Annotated in this window: 26 protein-coding genes; 12 read left to right on the plus strand and 14 right to left on the minus strand. The window is 53.6% G+C overall.

All coding sequences use genetic code 11. The features are described 5' to 3' along the window. Positions 1-11: 11 nt before the first annotated feature. The 8 genes from fusA to fkpA form a co-directional block, all read right to left on the minus strand. Positions 12-2,126 (minus strand): elongation factor G, encoded by a 2,115-nt coding sequence (gene fusA, locus ACM5QY_RS02835; RefSeq protein ID WP_104923589.1) that lies wholly within the window; start codon positions 2,124-2,126, stop codon positions 12-14. Between the two features lie 96 nt (positions 2,127-2,222). Beyond that, on the minus strand, positions 2,223-2,693 hold the full coding sequence (gene rpsG / locus ACM5QY_RS02840) for a 30S ribosomal protein S7 (protein ID WP_005969574.1): 471 nt from the start codon (positions 2,691-2,693) through the stop codon (positions 2,223-2,225). Between the two features lie 96 nt (positions 2,694-2,789). Further along, entirely contained in the window at positions 2,790-3,164 is a 375-nt protein-coding gene (gene rpsL / locus ACM5QY_RS02845; RefSeq protein WP_013573668.1) for a 30S ribosomal protein S12, read from the minus strand. Positions 3,165-3,307: 143 nt separating this feature from the next. Beyond that, complete coding sequence (gene tusB / locus ACM5QY_RS02850) at positions 3,308-3,595, minus strand: sulfurtransferase complex subunit TusB (protein ID WP_416119115.1); 288 nt, start codon at positions 3,593-3,595, stop codon at positions 3,308-3,310. Positions 3,596-3,608: 13 nt separating this feature from the next. Then, positions 3,609-3,968 carry a sulfurtransferase complex subunit TusC gene (gene tusC, locus ACM5QY_RS02855; protein WP_416119116.1) on the minus strand — a complete coding sequence of 120 codons (360 nt, stop codon included), beginning with the start codon at positions 3,966-3,968 and terminating at the stop codon, positions 3,609-3,611. Between the two features lie 22 nt (positions 3,969-3,990). Next, positions 3,991-4,383, minus strand: coding sequence for a sulfurtransferase complex subunit TusD (gene tusD, locus ACM5QY_RS02860; RefSeq protein WP_416119117.1), 393 nt, complete (start codon positions 4,381-4,383; stop codon positions 3,991-3,993). After that, positions 4,380-5,102 carry a helix-turn-helix transcriptional regulator gene (locus ACM5QY_RS02865; RefSeq protein WP_165061123.1) on the minus strand — a complete coding sequence of 241 codons (723 nt, stop codon included), beginning with the start codon at positions 5,100-5,102 and terminating at the stop codon, positions 4,380-4,382. Before ACM5QY_RS02865 ends, tusD begins: the two co-directional genes overlap by 4 nt. A 264-nt stretch (positions 5,103-5,366) precedes the next feature. Further along, a complete protein-coding gene (fkpA, locus tag ACM5QY_RS02870) occupies positions 5,367-6,218 on the minus strand; it encodes an FKBP-type peptidyl-prolyl cis-trans isomerase (RefSeq protein ID WP_416119118.1) in 852 nt (283 codons plus the stop codon). Positions 6,219-6,511: 293 nt separating this feature from the next. On the opposite strand from fkpA, the gene ACM5QY_RS02875 reads away from it, so the two are divergent. Next, positions 6,512-6,730, plus strand: a complete 219-nt coding sequence (locus tag ACM5QY_RS02875) for a protein SlyX (protein WP_104924813.1) — start codon at positions 6,512-6,514, stop codon at positions 6,728-6,730. Positions 6,731-6,804: 74 nt separating this feature from the next. On the opposite strand, the gene slyD is transcribed toward ACM5QY_RS02875, so the two are convergent. The 4 genes from slyD to kefG form a co-directional block, all read right to left on the minus strand. Continuing rightward, on the minus strand, positions 6,805-7,392 hold the full coding sequence (gene slyD, locus ACM5QY_RS02880) for a peptidylprolyl isomerase (protein ID WP_416119119.1): 588 nt from the start codon (positions 7,390-7,392) through the stop codon (positions 6,805-6,807). A gap of 199 nt (positions 7,393-7,591) precedes the next feature. Next, on the minus strand, positions 7,592-7,795 hold the full coding sequence (locus tag ACM5QY_RS02885) for a YheV family putative zinc ribbon protein (protein ID WP_104923594.1): 204 nt from the start codon (positions 7,793-7,795) through the stop codon (positions 7,592-7,594). 78 nt (positions 7,796-7,873) lie between these two features. Beyond that, positions 7,874-9,682 (minus strand): glutathione-regulated potassium-efflux system protein KefB, encoded by a 1,809-nt coding sequence (gene kefB / locus ACM5QY_RS02890; RefSeq protein WP_416119120.1) that lies wholly within the window; start codon positions 9,680-9,682, stop codon positions 7,874-7,876. After that, on the minus strand, positions 9,682-10,236 hold the full coding sequence (gene kefG / locus ACM5QY_RS02895) for a glutathione-regulated potassium-efflux system ancillary protein KefG (RefSeq protein ID WP_101077422.1): 555 nt from the start codon (positions 10,234-10,236) through the stop codon (positions 9,682-9,684). The genes kefB and kefG overlap by 1 nt, the downstream gene beginning before the upstream one ends. A gap of 129 nt (positions 10,237-10,365) precedes the next feature. Between kefG and ACM5QY_RS02900 the strand changes: the two genes are divergently transcribed. Beyond that, the gene (locus ACM5QY_RS02900; RefSeq protein ID WP_416119121.1) at positions 10,366-12,285 is read left to right on the plus strand and encodes an ABC transporter ATP-binding protein; all 1,920 of its coding nucleotides are present in this window, start codon (positions 10,366-10,368) and stop codon (positions 12,283-12,285) included. A gap of 72 nt (positions 12,286-12,357) precedes the next feature. Here the strand turns inward: ACM5QY_RS02900 and ACM5QY_RS02905 are convergent, their stop codons facing one another. Next, complete coding sequence (locus ACM5QY_RS02905; protein WP_416119122.1) at positions 12,358-12,960, minus strand: LysE family translocator; 603 nt, start codon at positions 12,958-12,960, stop codon at positions 12,358-12,360. Between the two features lie 100 nt (positions 12,961-13,060). Between ACM5QY_RS02905 and ACM5QY_RS02910 the strand changes: the two genes are divergently transcribed. Beyond that, positions 13,061-14,089: a hydrolase gene (locus ACM5QY_RS02910; protein ID WP_416119123.1), complete on the plus strand. Its 1,029-nt coding sequence runs from the start codon at positions 13,061-13,063 to the stop codon at positions 14,087-14,089. Beyond that, positions 14,086-14,331 (plus strand): YheU family protein, encoded by a 246-nt coding sequence (locus ACM5QY_RS02915; RefSeq protein ID WP_416119124.1) that lies wholly within the window; start codon positions 14,086-14,088, stop codon positions 14,329-14,331. The genes ACM5QY_RS02910 and ACM5QY_RS02915 overlap by 4 nt, the downstream gene beginning before the upstream one ends. 2 nt (positions 14,332-14,333) lie before the next feature. Here ACM5QY_RS02915 and ACM5QY_RS02920 read toward each other — a convergent pair whose 3' ends face one another. Then, complete coding sequence (locus ACM5QY_RS02920; RefSeq protein ID WP_152327483.1) at positions 14,334-15,140, minus strand: IclR family transcriptional regulator; 807 nt, start codon at positions 15,138-15,140, stop codon at positions 14,334-14,336. A gap of 300 nt (positions 15,141-15,440) precedes the next feature. Between ACM5QY_RS02920 and yiaK the strand changes: the two genes are divergently transcribed. The 8 genes from yiaK to araD all read left to right on the plus strand — a co-directional run bounded on the left by yiaK (position 15,441) and on the right by araD (position 23,132). Continuing rightward, positions 15,441-16,439: a 3-dehydro-L-gulonate 2-dehydrogenase gene (gene yiaK, locus ACM5QY_RS02925; RefSeq protein ID WP_416119125.1), complete on the plus strand. Its 999-nt coding sequence runs from the start codon at positions 15,441-15,443 to the stop codon at positions 16,437-16,439. An 11-nt stretch (positions 16,440-16,450) separates the two neighbouring features. Further along, positions 16,451-16,918 (plus strand): NanQ anomerase/TabA/YiaL family protein, encoded by a 468-nt coding sequence (locus tag ACM5QY_RS02930; RefSeq protein ID WP_416119126.1) that lies wholly within the window; start codon positions 16,451-16,453, stop codon positions 16,916-16,918. A 52-nt stretch (positions 16,919-16,970) separates the two neighbouring features. Further along, positions 16,971-17,945 (plus strand): DUF4862 family protein, encoded by a 975-nt coding sequence (locus ACM5QY_RS02935; protein ID WP_416119127.1) that lies wholly within the window; start codon positions 16,971-16,973, stop codon positions 17,943-17,945. 106 nt (positions 17,946-18,051) lie between these two features. Continuing rightward, on the plus strand, positions 18,052-19,389 hold the full coding sequence (locus tag ACM5QY_RS02940) for an MFS transporter (RefSeq protein WP_416119128.1): 1,338 nt from the start codon (positions 18,052-18,054) through the stop codon (positions 19,387-19,389). Between the two features lie 9 nt (positions 19,390-19,398). Beyond that, entirely contained in the window at positions 19,399-20,928 is a 1,530-nt protein-coding gene (locus ACM5QY_RS02945; RefSeq protein ID WP_416119129.1) for an FGGY-family carbohydrate kinase, read from the plus strand. Beyond that, positions 20,921-21,580 carry a 3-keto-L-gulonate-6-phosphate decarboxylase UlaD gene (gene ulaD / locus ACM5QY_RS02950; RefSeq protein WP_416119130.1) on the plus strand — a complete coding sequence of 220 codons (660 nt, stop codon included), beginning with the start codon at positions 20,921-20,923 and terminating at the stop codon, positions 21,578-21,580. The genes ACM5QY_RS02945 and ulaD overlap by 8 nt, the downstream gene beginning before the upstream one ends. Continuing rightward, positions 21,577-22,437, plus strand: coding sequence for an L-ribulose-5-phosphate 3-epimerase (locus tag ACM5QY_RS02955; protein WP_416119131.1), 861 nt, complete (start codon positions 21,577-21,579; stop codon positions 22,435-22,437). Before ulaD ends, ACM5QY_RS02955 begins: the two co-directional genes overlap by 4 nt. Next, on the plus strand, positions 22,431-23,132 hold the full coding sequence (gene araD, locus ACM5QY_RS02960; RefSeq protein WP_416119132.1) for an L-ribulose-5-phosphate 4-epimerase: 702 nt from the start codon (positions 22,431-22,433) through the stop codon (positions 23,130-23,132). The genes ACM5QY_RS02955 and araD overlap by 7 nt, the downstream gene beginning before the upstream one ends. The last annotated feature ends 12 nt before the right edge of the window (positions 23,133-23,144 follow it).

Here is a 23,144-nt window from a genome sequence, read left to right on the forward strand (position 1 = left end):
AAACCAGTGGCTTATTTGCCACGAGCTTCAATAACGGCCAGGGCCACGTTATTCGGCGCATCATCATACTTCAGGAATTCCATGGAGTAAGATGCACGGCCTTTGGTCAGTGAACGCAGCTGAGTCGCATAACCGAACATTTCGGAAAGCGGAACTTCAGCGTGAATTTGAACGCCAGTAGCGTTTGATTCCTGACCTTTCAGCTGGCCACGGCGACGACTAAGGTCACCGATAACGTCACCAGTATTCTCTTCCGGCGTTTCTACTTCAACCTTCATGATCGGCTCAAGCAGAACAGGTTTTGCTTTCTTAAAACCATCTTTAAAGGCAATAGAAGCAGCCAGTTTAAACGCCAACTCGGAGGAGTCAACGTCGTGGTAAGAACCGAAGTGCAGACGCACACCGAGATCTACTACTGGGTAACCCGCCAATGGACCAGACTTCAGCTGTTCCTGGATGCCTTTATCAATCGCAGAGATGAATTCACCAGGAATCACACCACCTTTGATTTCGTTGACAAACTCATACCCTTTCGGATTAGAGCCTGGCTCCAATGGATACATGTCGATCACAACATGACCATACTGACCGCGACCACCAGACTGCTTAGCGTGTTTACCTTCAACATCAGTAACTTTAGCGCGAATCGCTTCACGGTAAGCAACCTGCGGCTTACCGACGTTAGCTTCAACGTTAAACTCACGACGCATACGGTCAACAAGGATGTCCAGGTGAAGCTCACCCATACCTGCGATGATTGTCTGACCAGACTCTTCATCAGTCCAAACGCGGAATGATGGGTCTTCTTTCGCCAGACGTCCCAGAGCCAGACCCATTTTTTCCTGGTCAGCTTTGGTTTTTGGTTCTACTGCAACGGAGATTACCGGCTCAGGGAATTCCATGCGTTCCAGAATGATCACGTTATCCGGATCACACAGGGTGTCACCCGTAGTCACGTCTTTCAGACCGATCGCAGCAGCGATGTCGCCTGCACGAACTTCTTTAATTTCTTCACGCTTGTTAGCGTGCATCTGAACGATACGACCCAGACGTTCACGCTGAGATTTCACTGGGTTAAATACAGTGTCACCTGAGTTGACGAGACCGGAATAAACACGGAAGAACGTCAAGTTACCCACGAATGGGTCAGTAGCGATTTTGAACGCCAGAGCAGAGAACGGCTCTGCATCATCAGAATGGCGAACTGCCGGAGTGTCTTTACCGTCATCCAACAAACCGTTGATAGCTTCAACGTCAGTTGGTGCTGGCAGATACTCAACAACCGCATCCAGCATTGCCTGTACGCCTTTGTTTTTAAACGCAGAACCACAGGTAACCAGGATAACTTCGTTACGCAATACACGTGCACGAAGTGAGCTTTTGATCTCTTCTTCAGTCAGCTCTTCGCCACCAAAGAATTTCTCCATCAGCTCATCAGAGCCTTCAGCAGCGGCCTCAACCAGTTTCTGACGCCATTCTTCAGCCAGTTCTTGCATATCAGCCGGGATCTCTTCGTATTCGAAGGTCACGCCCTGATCGGCTTCGTTCCAGTTGATCGCTTTCATTTTCACCAGGTCAACAACACCGGTGAATTTCTCTTCCGCGCCGATTGCCAATTGCAGAGGCACCGGAGTTGCGCCCAGACGTTTTTCAATCTGATCAACAACTTTCAGGAAGTTAGCACCCATACGGTCCATTTTGTTAACGAACGCGATACGTGGAACTTTATATTTGTTTGCCTGACGCCATACGGTCTCAGACTGTGGCTGAACACCACCAACAGCACAGTAAACCATTACCGCGCCATCAAGAACACGCATGGAACGTTCAACTTCGATGGTGAAGTCAACGTGCCCTGGGGTGTCGATGATGTTGATGTGGTGTGGTTCGAACTGCTTAGCCATACCTGACCAGAAACAGGTGGTCGCAGCGGACGTGATGGTAATACCACGTTCCTGCTCCTGCTCCATCCAGTCCATGGTGGCTGCGCCATCATGAACTTCACCGATTTTGTGGTTTACACCGGTGTAGAACAGAACACGTTCGGTAGTGGTTGTCTTACCGGCGTCGATGTGAGCACTGATACCAATGTTACGGTAGCGCTCAATGGGTGTTTTACGAGCCATTTGATTCCTCTATTACTAGGACGTTCAAGTTCGGTTAACCCAAGCGGGTTGGCTTCTTGAAGCGCCCGCTTGGTTAGCATAACTACTGCGAAGTGATTACCAGCGGTAGTGGGCGAACGCCTTGTTGGCTTCAGCCATACGGTGAACGTCTTCACGTTTCTTAACTGCAGTGCCTTTGTTCTCTGCAGCATCAGAAAGTTCGTTCGCCAGGCGGAGAGCCATGGATTTATCACCGCGTTTACGAGCAGCTTCAACGATCCAACGCATTGCCAGGGCATTACGACGAACCGGACGGACTTCAACTGGAACCTGGTAAGTAGAACCACCTACGCGGCGGGACTTAACTTCGACAGTCGGACGAACGTTGTCCAGAGCGACTTCGAAAGCTTCCAGATGGCCTTTACCGCTACGTTGAGCCAGGGTCTCAAGAGCAGTGTAGACGATTGCTTCTGCAGTAGATTTTTTACCATCTACCATCAGAATGTTTACGAATTTCGCCAGAAGTTCGGATCCGAACTTAGGATCTGGCAGGATTTTACGTTGACCAATGACGCGACGACGTGGCATGGAAATACTCCGTTGTTAATTCAGGATTGTCCAAAACTCTAAGAGTTTATTTTGACAGTAAAGTGAAAATGTTTGGCCTTACTTAACGGAGAACCATTAAGACTTCGGCTTTTTAACGCCGTATTTAGAACGAGATTGCTTACGATCCTTAACGCCTGAACAGTCCAGCGCGCCACGGACGGTGTGATAACGCACACCTGGCAAGTCTTTTACACGACCGCCACGGATCAGGATCACGGAGTGTTCCTGCAGGTTATGACCTTCACCGCCGATGTAGGAGGTAACTTCAAAACCGTTAGTCAAACGCACACGGCATACTTTACGCAGTGCGGAGTTTGGTTTTTTAGGGGTGGTAGTATATACACGAGTACATACGCCACGTTTCTGCGGGCAAGCTTCCAGCGCTGGAACGTTGCTTTTAGCAACCTTCGTAGAGCGTGGTTTGCGTACCAGCTGATTAATTGTTGCCATTAAAAAGCTCCTGGATTTTGATTCATAAACTACTTTGTAAACGCGTGATAAATCGCCCCATAAAAAGCATTAGCTAATATGGGGACGCAGAATTTTAGGGCTGACCTAAGAGGGTGTCAAGAAATATACAGTACATCGTTGATTCACCATGCCGTTTGCTGGGCATGTTTCTCCGTCAGCGCAACGAAACCAGTATAGTCGATCAGGGTGGCTTTGTGCGAAATTTGACCAACCAATCCTCGCGCAGCCAGATCTTCGCTTAAAACATAAACTGACTGAACGTACTGGCTCAGCAGTTCGCAGGCTTCACTGTCATGTATTGCCGCGAGGACTCCATCCTGCATCAGCAAAAGCGCGTCATCCGGTGTAACCATCTTAAGAAGCAATGAAAAATCACAATGTTGCGGAGAACTGGAAAGGGTAAAAAGCATGGGATTTCCTGATTTAAAACGTCATCACCACATCGTAACTGGCCAACCGACCACGGATTTCAGTCACGGACAGCGGCTCAACATCGAGTACCCATTCATGTCCTGAAGATAAACCGCGAGCCTTCAGAGACTCGGTGCAGACAAAACACTGGTCGACATCATAAAGGGGCAGCACACCGAACGTGGCAATATAGTTACGGGCAAGAATTTTTTCAGGCTGCTGCGCTGGCATCAGCTGAAAAACGCCGTCTGCCATAAAAAAGACCCCGATATCTTCGTTCAGCGCTGAAGTAGCAAGCAATGCATCAAGGCCTTCGCGCCCTGCGGAAGACCCGTGAGGTCCCTGCGTGAATATAAATGCTACCTTCTTCATTTTTGTTCTCTGCAATAGCACATCAGAACTGCACCATACGGTCACAGGTCAGCGAAGCTTCGGCAAGACTGCCCAGACCCGTCAGATGAAAACCGGGCTGCAGGTTAGTCTGACCGTGCCCCTGATTTTGGGCTTCCGTTTCGTCAATCACGCCACGACGCAATGCCGCAGCGACGCACACATTAAGCGCAACCTGATAATCGGCGGCCAGACGCTGCCAGGATCTCACTAAATCGAATTCATCTGAAGCCGGTGCAGAAAGCAAATTGCCGTTCAGTACGCCTTCACGATAGAAAAAAATGCTGTCGAGCTGATGCCCGCTGGCAATCAGTGCCAGTGCAAACTGATAAGCCGCACTGGCTTGCTGCGTTCCATATGCCGGACCGGTTACCAAAAGGCAGTAGCGGAGCTTCAACGTTCGTTCCCCACCAGGTCACCACTTTTAAACTGGCGGATATAAAGATATACAGTATGTTTGGAAATATTCAGACGGTCAGCCACCTGGTTAATCGCATCTTTGATATCAAAAATACCTTTTTCATAAAGATTCAGCACAACCTGACGGTTCTTCGCGTTGTTAGAAACATTGCGATCCGCATTCACTTCTTCAATCGTGAATTCCAGCGTCTGAGCGACCAGATCATCAACTGACGACGCGAAGTTAACCGAAGAAGCCACTTCCTGCGTTTCCGGTGGCATGAAGGTCTGAATGATTTGCGAGAAAGGCACATCCAGGTTCATGTTGATGCACAGCAGCCCGATGACACGCTGCTCACGGTTGCGGATGGCGATAGTCACCGACTTCATCAACACACCGCTTTTTGCACGGGTGAAATAGGCTTTGGATACATTGCTGTCTGCGCCGGTCATGTCATGCAACATGCGCAGTGCGAGATCAGTAATCGGCGAGCCGATTTTCCGGCCCGTATGTTCACCATTAGCAATGCGGACTGCTGAACATTTCAGGTCTTCCAGTGAATGCAGAACAATTTCGCAGTGCTCACCAATCAGCATTGCAAGCCCGTCCACCACGGCCTCGTATGAAGACAAAATTTCATGGTCGACCTGGCTGAAAGGACGTTGGTCCAGCAAATCCAGATCGCCGGTTTCGCCAGTTATAAGCGAATTAGACATCGAAGCTACCACCCTCTATATCGCGCCTTCCAACGGGAGTCAGAGCGCATTATTCATCGTTCCAGGATCGTTACTGTATCAAAAGTACAGAAAAAACGACCTTGCGAGTATATGGATCTGTGACGTTATGCCGGGCAGACAAAAGCGTCAAGTTATCATCATAGAGTAACCGCAATAAAATGAGGGGCAGGTTCAGATAAAAGTGACTGACGAAAAAAAACCGCCGCGTTAAGCGACGGTTTTATGCAGTAACAGTGCGGTAGCTTAGTTAGCTTTCGGCGCAGCTTCTGCTTCAGCAGGTTTTTCTGCAGCTTTAGGATCAGCTTTTGGCGCTGCTTTCACGTCCAGCAGTTCAACATCGAACACCAGAGTAGAATTAGCAGGGATCCCAGGGACACCCGTTTTGCCGTAAGCCAGTTCCGGTGGAATGACCAGCTTGATTTTGCCGCCTTTCTTGATGTGTTTCAGGCCTTCGGTCCAGCCAGGAATAACACCGTCAAGACGGAAGGACAGTGGCTCGCCACGGGTATAAGAGTTATCGAACTCAGTACCGTCGGTCAGGGTGCCCTTGTAGTTAACAACAACGGTGTCGCTGTCTTTCGGCGCTGCACCGGTACCTGGTTTCTCTACCTGATACAGCAGACCAGATTCAGTTTTCTTCACGCCTTTATCTTTGGCGAAGTCAGCACGGAATTTGTCGCCTTTGTCAGCGTTAGCTTTAGCGTCCTGCTCCATTTTAGCCTGTGCAGAAGCTTTCACACGGCCTTCGAAGGTTTGCAGAGTTTGTTCGATTTCCTGATCAGACAGTTTGCTTTTGTTCGCAAATGCGTCCTGAACACCGGCGATCAACTGGTCTTTATCCAGTTTGATACCCAGTTTTTCTTGTTCTTTCAGTGAATTGTCCATGTAACGGCCCAGAGATGCACCCAGTGCATACGCTGCCTGCTCGTCATCACTTTTGAACTTGGTCTTATCTGTTGCTGCCGGTGCAGCTGCAGCGGCTGGCGCAGGGTCAGCAGCGGCCGGTGCTGTGGCTTCAGCAGCCATAACCTGAGTGGCATTCAGGGCGATAGCCATGGTGGTTGCCAGCAGAGTTACTTTAAACAGTGATTTCATCCATTTCTCCAAGACCAGAAGTGTGTGACCTCTGGTAATAATTACGAAAGTTCGGCGGTTACTATAACTGTCCGTCTCACGACAAAACAATCTCTATACATGCCATTAGCGTCTTATTCCGACCTTTTTTGCATCATTTAGTTTCGTAAAATTCTCCGTTCACCCCGATAAAGCGCCACAGGGGTCAGGCAATCCGGCGGGTTTACGGGTAGAATCGCCGGTCTATAATACAGAATGAGGTTCCGGTCAGCGCTCAATCTGAGAGGCTTGGGACGCACAATGAGGGAATGATGATGGACTCAAACACCGTTGAACAACGTCTGGAGATGCTGGAAAACAAACTGGCTTTTCAGGAAATCACCATCGAAGAGTTGAATTTGATTGTGACGCAGCACCAGCTGGAGATGAGCAGATTGCATGATCACCTGCGTTTACTGACAGACAAACTGCGCGCCAGCCAGCCGTCAATGATTGCCGATCAGTCGGAAGAAATGCCGCCGCCGCATTATTGATTTCCGCAATTGCACCCAGCAAAAAGGCGCCTGACCGGCGCCTTTTCGTTTCAACCGCCCTGTTTACAGAACGATCAGTGGCAACCGCAACCCCCTTTCTTACCGTGGTCATGGTCGTGCTCGTGGTCATGGCTGTGGCCGTGACCACCGCAGCAACCGTCACCGTGTTCATGGTCGTGACCATGGTCATGGCCGTGTTCACCGTGAACGTGGCCATGAGCCAGTTCTTCTTCAGTGGCTTCACGAATTGCGACAACTTCTACGTGGAAGTTCAGATCCTGACCCGCCAGCATGTGGTTACCGTCAACAACAACATGGTCGCCGTCAACTTCAGTGATTTCGACAGGAACCGGGCCCTGATCGGTGTCGGCCAGGAAACGCATGCCCACTTCCAGCTCGTCAACACCCATGAACACGTCTTTCGGTACGCGCTGAACCAGATTTTCGTCGTAGTTGCCGTAAGCGTCATTCGCGCCAACATGCACGTCGAACACATCACCAACAGCGTGACCATCAAGTGCAGTTTCCAGACCGGAGATCAGGGAACCATGGCCGTGCAGATAATCCAACGGTGCGCTCACCGGAGATTCGTCAACCAACACACCGTCTTCTGTACGTACCTGATATGCAACGCTGATGACCAGGTCTTTTGCTACTTTCATGATAACTCCTACCGTTGGAAACTCAATTTGTTGTCTGCGAACGTTTCGGGAACGATCGCTACTTCGCTTAAGGCTAATTCAGTGACGGCGTCTTTTGGATAAGATCATCCTGAAAGTGTGGCCGGGTAAATTTGGCGAAGAGTGTAGCGGAAATCCGCGTCTCTGTACTCAACAGCATAAAAAAACGCGAGCAATAACGCTACTTCGGATCGAAAATTCCAATCACTTGCTCTTCCGGGCGCAGCTTCTTACTGACCTGCGCATCCGTCTGCCGCTGATGGTGCCCGCACTTCACGCACTCCACCACCTCAACCTGATCTTCCTGCCATAAAGCCAGTGTATCCATTGCCTTACATTTCGGGCACACCGCACCAGCGATGAAACGTTTACGGGTAGACGCCATGTTAATTCTCCTGAAATTTTCGACATTGCTTCCGGTCATTTTTCATTCAGACGACACAATAAATTTTCATCTGCCGGGCTATTCATCATCGTCCCAACCATCAAGCTGACGCCGTTCGTTGTGCATTTCGCTCTGGAAGATGTCTTCCAGCTCACGGCGCGCTTCTTTCACGCGGGAAATCTGCGCCACGTCTCCACGGTTTTGCGGCACCAGTTCACGCAACATCCGCATATCAAGACGACGGAAATGTTGCTGGGCACGATAGGCGCTGTGCGGATGCATCCCCAACGTCACCAGCGCCTTTTTCCCCAATTCAAGCGCACTGGAAAACGTCTCGCGGGAGAAATTCGCCACGCCGGCCTGCAACAACTCGTGCGCCTCAACACGCCCACGGGCACGCGCCAGAATATTCAGATGCGGGAAATGCTGCTGACACAAATGCACGATGGTCATCGTATCCTCCGGTTCATCACAGGTGATCACGATTGACTTCGCCTTTTCCGCACCAGACGCCCTGAGTAATTCCAGTTCAGTCGCATCGCCGTAATACACTTTGTAGCCGTAAGTCCGCATCAGGCTGACGGCGCTGATATCACGCTCCAGCACGGTAATGCGCATTTTGTTCGCCATCAGCAACCGGCCAATCACCTGCCCGAAACGCCCGAACCCGACAATAATGACCTGCGGTTCGTCATCCTGCACAAAGTGTTTTTCATCGCTTTCTTCGCCGTCGTTGTAGCGACGAACCAGAATACGATCCACCCACTGCATCAGCAGCGGCGTGGTCATCATCGATAACGTCACCACCACCAGCAACAGCGAAAGCTGCGAAGAGGAGATGACTTTCTGCGCGCCCGCCGCCGAGAACAATACGAAGGCAAACTCTCCGCCCTGACTGAGAACGGCAGAAAACTGCAACCGCACCGATGTCCGTAATCCGAACATCCGCGAAAGCGCATAAAGCACCGCGCCTTTGACGGTCACAAGAATAACGACACCGGCCAGCACCAGCAGAATATGGGTATAAAGCACGCCGAGATTGAGCGCCATGCCGACAGAAATAAAGAACAGCCCGAGCAGTAAACCCTTAAACGGCTCAATCGCGATTTCCAGTTCGTGCTGATATTCGCTTTCGGCCAGTAAAATACCGGCGATGAATGTTCCGAGCGCCATCGAAAAGCCCAGCGTGTCCATAAACAACGCAGAACCGAGCACCACGAGAAGTGCCGCCGCTGTAAAGACTTCGCGAACGCCAGAAGCCACAATCAGCCGGAAAATCGGCCTTAGCAGATAGCGTCCGCCGATTAACATACCGCCGAAAGCCAGCACTTTCAGGCCGATCATTTCCCAGTTATTGCTGCCTTCAGAACCGCCCGCAAGAATGGGGATCAGTGCCAACGCCGGGATCACCGCGATATCCTGAAACAGCAGCACGGCAAAACCGAGCTGACCGCCCTCATTGCGCGTCATGCCTTTGTCGCGCATCAGCTGCAACGCCATCGCCGTCGATGACATCGCCAGACCAATGCCGCCGATCACCGCCGCCTGCCAGGAGAATTTCGTCAGCCACAACAAACCGCCCAGCACCAGCGCGGTCAGAATCACCTGCCCCGCCCCGACGCCAAAAATTTGCCGCCGCAGTTCCCACAGTTTCCCCGGATTCAGCTCCAGTCCGATGATAAACATCAGGAACACCACGCCCAGCTCGGAGAAATGCAGAATTTCATCGACGTCACGGATAAAACCCAGGCCCCACGGGCCAATGGCGATCCCGGCCAGCAAATAGCCGAGCACCGCGCCAATCCCTAAACGCTGGGCAACAGGTACAGCAACCACAGCCGCGAATAAAAACAGCAGGATCGCGGCGGGTAAATTCGAACCCTCCATCAGGCAATCCCTCCGTTCGGCAGCGGGGATTTCAGCCATTCGCCGTAAGCTTCAGCGTGGCTTTGCAGCACGTCAGGTTTCTGACGGCGCGCCCAGTAAATGATAATCGGCGTCATCCAGTGCATATGACACATCGCCGACGTCAGCTCGAACGGACGCATAATGTCAGACATCGGATAGCGGTTATAGCCGCCCGCTTTATACGCCCCTTCCGGCTCACCGGTGGTTACAACCGAACGCCAGTATTTTCCGTTCAGCGCATTCCCGCCTGCCCCGCTGGCAAAACCACGCGCCAGAACGCGGTCCATCCACTCTTTCAGCAGCGCCGGGCAGCTATAGGTATAAAGAGGGTGCTGGAAAACGATCACTTTGTGATCGCGCAGCAGTTGTTGTTCACGGTGGATATCAATAAAGAAATCAGGATAGTGCGCATACAAATCATGCACGGTGACATGTTCGAGCTGCTGTGCTTGTTGCAGTAAAACGCGGTTGGCGACCGAATCGGGTGATTCCGGGTGAGCGTAAAGCAGCAAAACCTTTGGTGGCTGCGACATCAATACCTCCAAAGCGTCGTCAGGGTGCGGTTTTTCCGTTACCATGCTTCGCAAAGACTAAATGGGACGCGATACGTCTTGTTTAAATCATTATCATGACAATTTAACATACTCTCAACACGGCGCTTTATGATTGTTTTCTCCTCCTTACAAATCCGACGTGGCACCAATGTGCTGCTGGACAACGCGTCTGCGACCATCAATCCCGGCCAAAAAGTCGGGCTGGTGGGCAAAAATGGCTGCGGTAAATCCACCCTGATTTCGCTGCTGAAAAGTGAAATGAGCGCCGACGCTGGCAACCTGACTTTTCCGAGCAACTGGTCGCTGGCCTGGGTGAATCAGGAAACACCGGCACTCGACGAGCCGGCGATAGAGTATGTTATCGACGGCGATCGCGAATTTCGTCAGTTAGAGTCCGAATTACAACACGCCAATGAACGTGATGATGGCCATGCTATCGCCACACTTCACGGCAAACTCGACGCCATCAACGCGTGGACAATCCCGGCGCGCGCGGCCAGCCTGCTGAGCGGTCTGGGTTTTACGCAGAATCAATTGCAGCAGCCGGTAAAATCCTTCTCCGGGGGCTGGCGTATGCGCCTCAACCTGGCGCAGGCGCTGATTTGCCGTTCTGATTTACTGCTGCTGGATGAACCGACCAACCACCTGGATTTAGACGCCGTCATCTGGCTGGAAAAGTGGCTGAAAGGTTATACCGGGACACTGGTTCTGATCTCCCATGACCGCGATTTCCTTGATCCGATTGTCGATAAAATCCTGCACATCGAACAACAGTCGCTGAATGAATACACCGGTAACTACTCGTCTTTCGAACGCCAGCGCGCGACCAAGCTGTCTCAGCAACAGTCATTGTTTGAAAGTCAGCAGGAAAAAGTGGCACACCTGCAAAGTTACATCGACCGTTTCCGTGCTCAGGCGACCAAAGCCAAACAGGCGCAGAGCCGTATCAAAATGCTGGAACGCATGGAACTGATTGCCCCGGCGCACGTCGACAATCCTTTTCATTTTAGCTTCCGCTCGCCGGAAAGTTTACCCGATCCGCTGCTGCGCATGGAAAAAGTCAGCGCAGGCTACGGCGACACCACCATTCTGGATTCCATCAAACTGAATCTGGTGCCGGGTTCGCGTATCGGCCTGCTCGGCCGTAACGGCGCGGGCAAATCGACGCTGATCAAACTGCTCGCCGGGACTATGCCGCCGCTTCAGGGTGACATCGGTCTGGCGAAAGGCGTGAAGCTCGGGTACTTCGCCCAGCATCAGCTGGAGTTTTTGCGTGCCGACGAATCGCCGCTGCAACATCTGACCCGTCTCGCCGCGCGTGAAACGGAACAGCAGTTGCGTGATTATCTTGGCGGATTTGGTTTCCACGGCGACAAAGTGACGGATCCGACCGGGCGTTTCTCCGGCGGTGAAAAGGCACGTCTGGTGCTGGCTCTTATCGTCTGGCAGCGCCCGAACCTGCTGCTGCTCGATGAACCGACCAACCATCTGGATCTCGACATGCGCCAGGCGCTGACCGAAGCGTTAATCGACTTCGAAGGCGCGATGGTTGTCGTCTCGCATGACCGTCACCTGTTGCGTTCCACCACCGACGATTTGTATCTGGTTCACGGCGGCAAAGTGGAACAGTTCGACGGCGACCTGGAAGATTATCAGCAATGGCTGGTGGACATTCAGCGTCAGGAAAGCCAGCAGGATGCGCCGGCCAAAGACGGTGGCGTGAACAGCGCGCAGTCGCGTAAAGATCAGAAGCGCCGCGAAGCTGATTTCCGCAACCAGACTCAGCCGCTGCGCAAGCAAATCACCAAACTCGAAGCGCAGATGGAAAAACTGAGCACCGAACTGGCGACCATCGAAGAGCGTCTGACCGATTCCGCGATTTACGACATCAGCCGTAAAGCCGATCTCACCGAGTGTCTGCAACAGCAGATCAAAGTGAAAGGCGCGCTGGAAGAAACCGAAATGACCTGGCTCGATGCCCAGGAACAGCTGGAAGAGATATCAAAAACGTTTGATATAGAAAGCTGATCTTGCTGTAAAAAAAGTCAAAAGGAGCCATCACGGCTCCTTTTTTATCTGAAAAATCTCAGTCTGAAGCAATCAGTGCCAGATCAGCAATACACACGCGGCGGTCAAAATTCCCATCGCGATGTTAAAGGTGTACCACGCGCGGCGGCTGCGTAACAGGCGGCCAATCACGGTGCCAAATCCCAGCCAGATAATCCCGGAAACCAGATTCACCATAAACATTCCCAGGCTGATCCCGGCAATCGAATGGTTATAGGCGGCACCGGCGAGACTGAAACTGGCGACAGCGCCAAGCCCCATCAGCCAGGCTTTCGGATTCAGAAATTGCAACAACCAGCCCTGATATAAACGGATCGGCTTCGGCGGCGGTGCGCCGGTCTCCAGCTTTTCATACGCTGACGTTGCAATCTTCCACGCCAGCCAAAGCAGATACAGACTCCCGGCGATTTTGAGGAAAAGGTGTAACGCAGGATAAACGGTAATCAGCCCGCCCACGCCAAACGCCACCAGCAGCAAAATACTTTGCATACCAAGCATAATGCCGACCATCAGCCAGAGTGACCGGAAGAAACCGAAGTTAGCGCCAGACGTGGTTAACAGCATATTATTCGGGCCAGGTGTGATAGCCGCGACCCATAAAAATCCAAGCATCGAGAAAAATAAACCAAGTTCCATTTAATTTGGGTTCTCCGACCCGAAAGATGTGCGATAGCATTGAAGCTAACAGCGTGATATTGATCGCACAAGAGCCCCTTAAGAGAAATTTATTCATCTTATGTATGAATCCTTTCATCCCCTGCGCGGGGCCAGCAATCCGCATATCCAGACGCTGCTTCCGCGCCTGGTCCGGCGCAATGCAAAACTGAAACCTCACTGGCAACGGCTGGACACGCCGGACGGTGATTTTCTGGATTTAGCCTGGAGCGAAGACCCGGAACAGGCGCGCCATAAGCCTCGGATGATCCTGTTCCATGGGCTGGAAGGCAGCTTCTACAGCCCCTATGCCCACGGCTTATTACAGGCGTGGAAAGAACGCGGCTGGCTCGGCGTGGTCATGCATTTTCGCGGATGCAGCGGCGAACCGAATAAACTTCAGCGTATTTATCATTCCGGTGAAACCGAAGACGCCCGCTTTTTCATTCGCTGGCTGAATGAAACCTACGGTGAAGTGCCAACCGGCGCAGTGGGCGTTTCGCTGGGCGGCAATATGCTGGCGTGTTATCTCGGGCAGGAAGGCGAAAATTGTACGCTGAAAGCCGCCGTCGTGGTGTCGGCTCCGCTGATGCTGGAACCCTGTGCGTACCGGCTCGAACAAGGTACATCGCGGATTTACCAGCGTTACCTGCTGGAACAGCTCAAAGGAAACGCGTCGCGAAAACTGGCGAAATATCCCGGTACCCTGCCCGTCACACTCCCGCAATTGAAAGCCATGCGCCGCATCCGGGATTTCGACGATGCGATTACCTCAAAGGCACACGGTTTTGCCGACGCGCTGGATTATTATCGTCAGTGCAGCGGAATGCCGTTACTCGCGCAGGTCCGGACACCGTTGCTGATTATCCATGCGAAAGACGATCCGTTTATGACACCGGACGTGATCCCGAAAGCCGGGGATTTACCGGATTGCGTCGAATACCAGCTAACCGAACACGGTGGCCACGTCGGTTTCGTATCCGGCAGCCTGCGTAACCCGCAGATGTGGCTGGAGCAGCGCATTCCGGCGTGGATTGCGCCGCATTTAGAACCCGCAGCAAACCCCGTCACAGAACAGACCGAAGAAAAAACAAAGGAAACAACGTTGTGATAATTCCCTGGCAGGAACTGGACACAGAGCTGCTCACCAGCGTGGTGGAATCTTTCGTTTTACGCGAAGGCACCGACTACGGCGAGCAGGAAAAATCTCTCGAACAAAAAGTGGATGACGTGAAACGCCAGCTGAAAAGCGGCGACATCGTGCTGGTCTGGTCAGAACTGCATGAAACGTTAAATATCATGCCCCGCGGCCAGTTCCGCGCCGGGCAGGAAGAAATGCCGCAGGACGGGTGATCTCACCCCACCTTCAGCCCGAGCTCGCCGGAAATCGCGGCCGCGGTTTCTTTCAGCGGTTTCAGCAGTGCTTCTTCGCCGATTACGCCGAGTTTTGCCGTCGAGAGTGAAATCGAGACGGCATAGGTCACGCGCCGGTGGATATCAAACACCGGCACCGCCAGGCACGATACGCCAAGCTCATTTTCTTCCCGGTCCATCGCCAGACCCTGCTCGCGGATTTGCGCCAGTTCTTTGTCCATCTCTTTCAGGCTGACAATCGTATTGCGGGTCAGCGGCTGAATCTGTTCGCTGTGACTTTCCCAGTAAGCCGGCACGTAATCCTGATGGCCGTACGCCATGTAAATTTTGCCCATTGCCGAACAATACAGCGGCATATGCTGGCCGATGTACGCGCGGGTTCGCAGCATTCCGGTGGTCGGTTCCAGCTTGTAAATCAGAATGGCGTGGTCGTCTTCCCGGCTGGAGAAGTTAACGGTTTCCCCGGTCGCGATATTCAGCGCTTCAAGATGCGGCGCGGCGACGTGAATAATATTCAGGGAAGACAGTGACTTCTGGCCGACAGAAATAAATTTGGTGGTTAAACGATAGCTCCCTGCAGCCGGAGCTGGCGTGACATAACCGCAGGATTGCAGCCCCTGAAGTAAGCGATGAACCGTACTTTTATTCAGTTCCGCCAGTTCAGAAAGATGCGCCAGCGGGCAGCCGTTCGGGTAATTACTGAGGATTTCGATCAGCTGTAACCCACGGAACAGACTCTGACTTCCTGCCGGTTTATCTTTGCCCTGTTCGTTCTCTGCGTCTTTCATACCTTGAAGAATTCCCGTTGTGCCGATGGCGTTTCAATCCTGAACCGATGGTATAGCAAACTTCCTTCGCACGCGAAATAACTCCTTTTCCCTGCCTGCTTTTTGCCCTGCCTAAAATGTGTCCTTCATCACGAACCGGACATGAAGTTTTTATCCAACTGATTTTAAAGCATTTTAAAAACACCCGGATGGATTGTGATCTGCTCAGGACAAGAGTAGATTTTTGAAATCATATTCCACATAGTGAAATATTGAGATCTAAAAACAACCAATCCTTTAACAATCACACCGGAGAAAAGTATGAAACTGAGCTTTGAAACATTGCAAAAGGAGTTCAAAAGAGTGCTTATCGCGCGCCACGTCAAACCTGAGGTCGCCGATGAATGCGCCACGATGTTTGCCCAAACCACAGAGTCCGGCATTTATTCCCACGGCGTAAACCGTTTCCCGCGCTTCATTCAGCAACTGGATCAGGGCGATATTCACCCGGACGCCGTAGCGAAAAAAATTCTGTCGCTGGGCGCGATTGAACAATGGGATGCGCAGCGCTCTATCGGCAATCTGACGGCGAAAAAAATGATGGATCGCGCCATATCTCTGGCTTCTGACCATGGCATCGGGCTGGTGGCGTTACGCAATGCCAACCACTGGATGCGCGGTGGAAGTTACGGCTGGCAGGCGGCAGAAAAAGGCTACATCGGGATTTGCTGGACGAATTCCATCGCGGTGATGCCACCGTGGGGCGCGAAAGAATGTCGTATCGGCACCAACCCGCTGATTGTCGCCATTCCCGGTTCGCCGATCACGATGGTGGATATGTCGATGTCGATGTTCTCCTACGGCATGCTGGAAGTGAACCGTCTCGCAGGCCGCGAACTGCCGGTCGATGGCGGCTTCGACGACAACGGCCAGCTGACGCGCGAACCCGGCGTCATCGAAAAGAACCGGCGCATTTTGCCGATGGGCTACTGGAAAGGTTCCGGTTTATCCATTGTGCTCGACATGATCGCCACCCTCCTTTCAGACGGCGCGTCCGTGGCGGAAGTCACCGAAGACAACGCGGACGAATACGGGATTTCGCAGATTTTCATCGCCATCGAAGTTGACCGCCTGATTGACGGCGCGACCCGCGATGCAAAACTTCAGCGCATTATGGATTACGTCACCACCGCAGAACGCAACAATCCGGACGAAGCCGTGCGCCTGCCGGGCCACGAGTTCACCCGCCTGCGGGCAGAAAACCGCCGCAACGGGATCACCGTCGATGACAGCGTCTGGGCGAAAATTCAGGCCTTATAAGGAGTTGGCTCATGATATCCGGACATATCAGCAATCCGAATCCCTGCACGTTTCCCGCAGCGATCGAGAAGGCGCTGAATTTTTTGCGGACCACGGATTTTCACGCACTGGAAACCGGGGTCGTCGAAATTGAAGGCAGAGATATTTACGCGCAGATCCTCGATCTGACGACCAAAGCAAAAACGGAAAATCAGCCCGAAGTTCACCGCCGTTATATTGATATTCAATTTTTAGCCTGGGGCGATGAAATTATTGGTTATGCCGCCGACCGGGGAAATAACATAATATCTCAGTCGTTGCTTGAAGAAAGGGACATTATTTTTTATCACGGAATGGAGAACGAATCCGAAATCATCATGACACCGGGAACCTACGCCATATTTTTTCCGCAGGATGTTCACCGCCCGGCGTGTATTCATCATACCGTCAGTAATATCCGGAAAATTGTCGTCAAAGTGAAGGTGGATAAACTCGGGTAACCGTCAGGATAAAACAGTTCGGAAAGACAGTTAATTCAATGGGAAAATAAATATGCAAAACAATGCAGGCTTTATTGTCGGCGCTTATCCTTGCGCGCCCTCTTTTCATCAGCGACATGAAAATGAAGAAACCGAATTCTGGCGCAAACTGGCCGATATTCCGGGGATCCGTGGAATAGAACAGCCGTGTCTGGAAACCTTGCATCCGTATGGCGACGAATGGCTATTCCGGCATCTGCCTGACGAGTGGGACATCGTGGTCACCGGCGTGATGGAAACTATGCGCAGGCGCGGAACCTTGCCGGGCTTCGGGCTGGCGTCCGAAGACGCCGAACAACGTCGCGCCTGTGTCAGCTATTACCGTCACGTTTTCGAAAAGGTTGAGCAGACCAATGCGCGATTTGGCAGAAACAAAGTGCTGGCCGTGGAGTTGCAGTCCGCGCCACTGGCGGGCACACAAAATGTCAGCCTGGCCGCGCGCTGTTTCACGGAGTCTTTGCAGGAAATCCTGAGCTGGGACTGGCCGTGCGGGCTGATTATCGAGCATTGCGATGCGCTGGATAAACCGGCTGCGCGTAAAGGTTTTCTGCCGCTGGCGCACGAACTGACTGCGATTGCAGAGGCCAAAGCCCACACAGGGAAAACCGCCGGTGTGTGTATCAACTGGGCGCGATCCGCCATTGAAGGCCGCAATACTTCCCTGCCGCTGGAACATCTGCAAATCAGCCAGCAGGCCGGTGTTCTTCAGGCGCTGATGTTCTCGGGCACCACACGCGAAGGCGCTTATGGCGACTGGCAGGACCTGCACGCACCGTTTGCGCCGTTCTCAGGCAGTGAAGCCGGATGTCAGGAAAGCCTGATGACCGTCGATATTGCCGCAGAAATGTTCCGGCACGCACCCCCGGAATCCCTGAGCTTCTCGGGCATTAAGCTACTGGAAATTAATGCCAGCGCCAGTGTGGATCATCGTGTTGCTATTTTGCGAGACGGTATTCAGGCCATGAATCTGGCAATCAATAAAAAATAATAATTATAAAATAGCATTACCTCATTTTACACCACATCCCTTTCTCTGAGGGAAATCCGCTCGTTTGTTAAACGGGTTCTGTAACTCATTATTAAGGTAATAAGTTATGAATAAAAACTCTGATACTCTGCAAAGCAATCGGTTATTAAAAGAAATACCTAAACAACGCTGGCTTAGAATTATTCCACCCATCCTGATCGCCTGCATTATTTCTTATATGGACAGGGTGAATATTGCCTTCGCCATGCCGGGCGGGATGGACGCGGATTTGGGTATTACCGCATCCATGGCCGGGCTGGCCGGTGGAATATTCTTTATCGGGTATTTATTCCTGCAAGTTCCGGGCGGAAAAATCGCGGTTCACGGCAGCGGTAAGAAATTCATCGGCTGGTCACTGGTCGCGTGGGTCATTATTTCGATTCTCACCGGCCTGGTGACGAATCATTATCAGCTGTTATTCCTGCGCTTCGCACTCGGCGTTGCGGAGGGCGGTATGTTGCCGGTCGTACTGACGATGATCAGCAACTGGTTCCCCGATGCCGAACGCGGCAGGGCGAACGCCATTGTGATCATGTTCGTGCCGATCGCCGGGATCATCACCGCCCCGCTCTCTGGCTTGATCATCAGCGCACTCGACTGGCGCTGGTTGTTCATCATTGAAGGGCTGCTTTCCGCCGTCGTTCTGGTGATGTGGGTACTGACCGTTTGCGACCGACCGCAGGAAGCGCGCTGGATTTCGCCCGAAGAGAAAAACTGGCTGATATCAACACTGGCCGCCGAGCAAAAAGCCATTGCCGGGAAAGAAGTCAGAAACGCCTCACTCGGCGCGGTGCTGGCCAACCGGACGATGTGGCAACTTATCGCCCTGAATTTCTTCTACCAGACCGGCATTTATGGCTACACCCTGTGGCTGCCGACCATTCTGAAAGAACTGACGCATTCCACCATGGGTCAGGTCGGCGTCCTCGCAATCCTGCCTTACATCGGCGCCGTGGCGGGCATGTTGCTGTTCTCCTCGCTGTCTGACCGCACCGGTAAACGCAAACTGTACGTGTTCCTGCCTCTGCTGGGCTTTGCGGCCTGCATGTTCCTGTCGGTAATGCTCAAAAACAGCGTCTGGCTTTCGTATGCCGCGCTGGTCGGGTGTGGCTTCTTCCTGCAATCCGCCGCCGGAGTGTTCTGGACCATTCCCGCCAAACTTTTCAGCGCGGAAATGGCCGGTGGCGCACGCGGTGTCATCAACGCCTTGGGCAATCTGGGCGGATTCTGCGGGCCGTATGCCGTCGGCCTGCTCATCACCTTCTACAGCAAAGATGCCGGTGTTTATTGTCTGGCGATATCGCTCACGCTGGCGGCACTGATGGCATTGCTGCTGCCTGCCCGGTGTGACGTTCCGGCGCAATCTGCGAACAAATTACCCGACAGCCATCCGACAGCCGCCTGAGGAAATACGATGAAAGTTTCATCCGGAGAATACTGGTTAGGAATCGACTGCGGCGGCACCTATCTCAAGGCGGGATTGTACGATCACACAGGGCAGGAATCCGGCGTTTGCCGCCAGTCCCTGCCGGTGCTGAGCGACCATCCCGGCTGGGCTGAACGTGACATGCCTGCGCTGTGGGCGTCATGTGCAAGTTGTATTGCCGCGTTGCTGCGCCAGCAAAACGTCAGCGGTGCGCAGGTGAAAGGCATCGGTATCTCGGCGCAGGGCAAAGGGTTATTCCTGCTCGATAAATCCGGAAATCCGCTGGGCCGGGGGATTTTGTCCTCCGACCGCCGCGCCGGTGATGTGATCAGCGCCTGGCAGCGTGACGGTTTGCATCAGCAAATCTATCCGCTGACCCGACAGGCGTTGTGGGCCGGGCATCCGGTGTCATTGCTGCGCTGGATAAAACTGCATCAGCCGGATCGTTATCAGCAAATTGGCACGGTAATGATGGCGCACGATTATCTGCGTTATTGCCTGACCGGCGAGCGTGGCTGCGAAGAAACCAACATCTCCGAATCCAATCTGTATCACATGGCGAACGGCGGTTACGACGCCCGGCTGGCTGAAATGTTAGGGATTGCCGAAATCAGCGCGGCGCTGCCGCCGGTGGTCGGTTCGGCTGAAATCTGCGGAACCGTGACGCCAGGCGTCGCAGAACTGACCGGATTAACCGCCGGAACGCCGGTGGTCGGCGGATTATTCGATGTGGTGTCCACCGCGCTGTGCGCCGGACTTCACGATGAATTTACCCTGAATGCGGTGATGGGCACGTGGGCGGTCACCAGCGGAATATCAGCGGAAATGGGCGAGCGGGAAAACCATCCGTACGTCTATGGCCGCTACGCGGGCGGCGAAGGCTATCTCATCCACGAAGCCAGCCCGACGTCCTCCGCCAATCTCGAATGGCTGAACCAGCAAACCGGCAGTATGCCGTTTGAGGAGATTAACCGCGCCGTCAGCGCCCTGCCGAAAGCCGGAACCGACGTCCAGTTCCTGCCCTTCCTCTATGGCAGCAATCAGGGTGCGGAAATGACCGCCGGATTCTATGGCCTGCAATCGCTGCATCATCGCGGCCATTTGTTGCAGGCGGTGTACGAAGGCGTGGTGTTCAGCCACATGACGCATCTCAACCGCATGCTGGAGCGCTTTCCGCAGGCGAAAACCCTGCGCGTCACCGGCGGCCCGGCGCGTTCTGAGGTCTGGATGGAGATGCTGGCCGACGTCAGCGGAATGCCGGTGGAACGCCCGCAAATCGAAGAAACCGGCTGCCTGGGTGCGGCGCTGGCGGCGATGGTCGGCACTGGCGTGTATCCGACTTTCGCGCAAGCCCAGCGCCATCTGCACTTTGCCGTGAAGCGTCTGGAACCCGACGCCGGTGCGCAAATTGCCTATCAGAAAAAAACACAACGTTACCAGTTCCTGATCGACGCACTGGGCGGTTATCACGCCCGCTGCGCGGCGGCTGACTCACAGGGAAAACTTCATCATGACTAAACCTCTTCTCCAGCTGGCGCTGGATCATACCGACCTTCCGGCCGCGCTGCGCACCGCGAAGGCGCTGAAAAATCACGTCGATATCATCGAAGCGGGCACTATTTTGTGTCTGTGCGAAGGGTTGCAGGCGGTGGAAACCCTGCGTGAACTTTGCCCGGACAAGATTCTGGTGGCCGACCTGAAAGTGGCCGACGCCGGTGAAACGCTGGCGCTGGAGGCGTTTAAAGCCGGGGCTAACTGGATGACGGTGATTTGCGCCGCACCGCTGGCGACGGTTATCAAAGCGCACGACGTGGCGAAAACATATCGGGGCGAAATCCAGATAGAACTCTTCGGCAACTGGACGATGCAGGATGCGCGCGACTGGCACGCGGCGGGGATCCGTCAGGCGATTTATCACCGCGGACGCGACGCGCAGGCCAGCGGACAAACCTGGGGCCAGCAGGATCTGGATCGCATGAAACAGCTGTCGGATATCGGGCTGCGCCTTTCCGTCACCGGCGGCATCACGCCTGCGGATTTGCCGCTGTTCCGCGACATTGACGTTCAGGCGTTTATTGCCGGGCGCGCGTTATCCGACGCAACGCAACCCGCGCAGGTCGCGCAGGCGTTTCATCAGCAAATCAGCGCCATCTGGGGAGCAACGGCATGAGAAAACATCCGCTGGGCATCTATGAAAAAGCGCTGCCAAAACACCTGAGCTGGCCGGAAAGGCTGGCGCTGGCCAAAAGCTGTGGCTTTGATTTTGTTGAAATGTCGGTGGATGAAACCGATGAGCGCCTGTCACGCCTCGACTGGAGCATTACGCAACGCGTCGCGCTGGTCGAAGCGATGATGGAAATCGGCGTCTCCATTCCGTCGATGTGCCTTTCCGCGCACCGCCGCTTTCCATTCGGCAGCCACGATGAAAGCGTCCGCGAACGTGCGCGGGAAGTGATGACCAAAGCCATCAAACTGGCGCGCGATTTAGGCATCCGTACCTTACAGCTGGCCGGTTATGACGTGTATTACGAAGCGTCCGACGCCGGTACCCGCGAACGATTTGCCGAAGGACTGGCGTGGGCGGTGGAACAGGCCGCCGCCGCGCAGGTCACGCTGGCGGTCGAAATCATGGACACCGAATTCATGAATTCGATAACCAAGTGGAAAGCGTGGGACGAACGCCTGAATTCGCCGTGGTTCAGCGTGTATCCGGACATCGGCAATCTCAGCGCGTGGGGAAACGACATCGCATCGGAGCTGGCGCTGGGCATTGACCGCATCGCCGCCATCCACCTGAAAGATACCTATCCGGTCACCGCGACCTCAAAAGGCCAGTTCCGCGATGTGCCGTTCGGCGACGGCTGCGTCGATTTCACCGGTTTTTTCCGCACGCTGGGCGCACTGAATTATCGCGGCGCATTCCTCATCGAAATGTGGACGGAAACTGCCGCCGAGCCGGTGCTGGAAATCATCAAAGCCCGCCAGTGGATTGAAGCCAAAATGCAGGAAGGAGAATTCGCATGTTAGAACAGCTGAAACAGGACGTGCTGGAAGCCAATCTGGCGCTGCCCGCGCATCATCTGGTGACGTTTACCTGGGGCAACGTCAGCGCGGTTGACCGCGAAAAAGGGCGGGTGGTGATCAAACCGTCGGGCGTGGAATATACCGACATGAAAGCCAGCGATATGGTCGTCGTCGATCTGCATACCGGTGAGCGCATCGAAGGCGACAAAAATCCGTCGTCGGATACCGCCACGCATCTGGCGCTTTACCGGCAGTTTCCGGAAATCGGCGGCATCGTGCATACGCATTCCCGCCACGCGACAATCTGGTCGCAGGCCGGGCTGGATTTACCGGCCTGGGGCACCACGCACGCCGATTACTTCTACGGCAATATTCCCTGCACGCGCCTGATGACCGAAGCAGAAATCAACGGCGCATATGAACGGGAAACCGGTAACGTCATTATCGAAACGTTCCTGAAGCGTGGTCTGGACGCCATGCAGATCCCGGCGGTTCTGGTGCATTCTCACGGGCCATTCGCCTGGGGAAAAAATGCCGCTGACGCCGTGCACAACGCCGTCGTGCTGGAGGAATGCGCCTACATGGGCATCTTCTCCCGCCAGCTGACGCCCGCGCTTAGCGCTATGCAACAACCGCTGATGGACAAACATTATCTGCGTAAACACGGGAAAAACGCCTATTACGGGCAGCTGAAATAACCGGTCGTCGCC

Source organism: Rahnella sp. PCH160 (assembly GCF_047784855.1).
Taxonomy (GTDB): domain Bacteria; phylum Pseudomonadota; class Gammaproteobacteria; order Enterobacterales; family Enterobacteriaceae; genus Rahnella.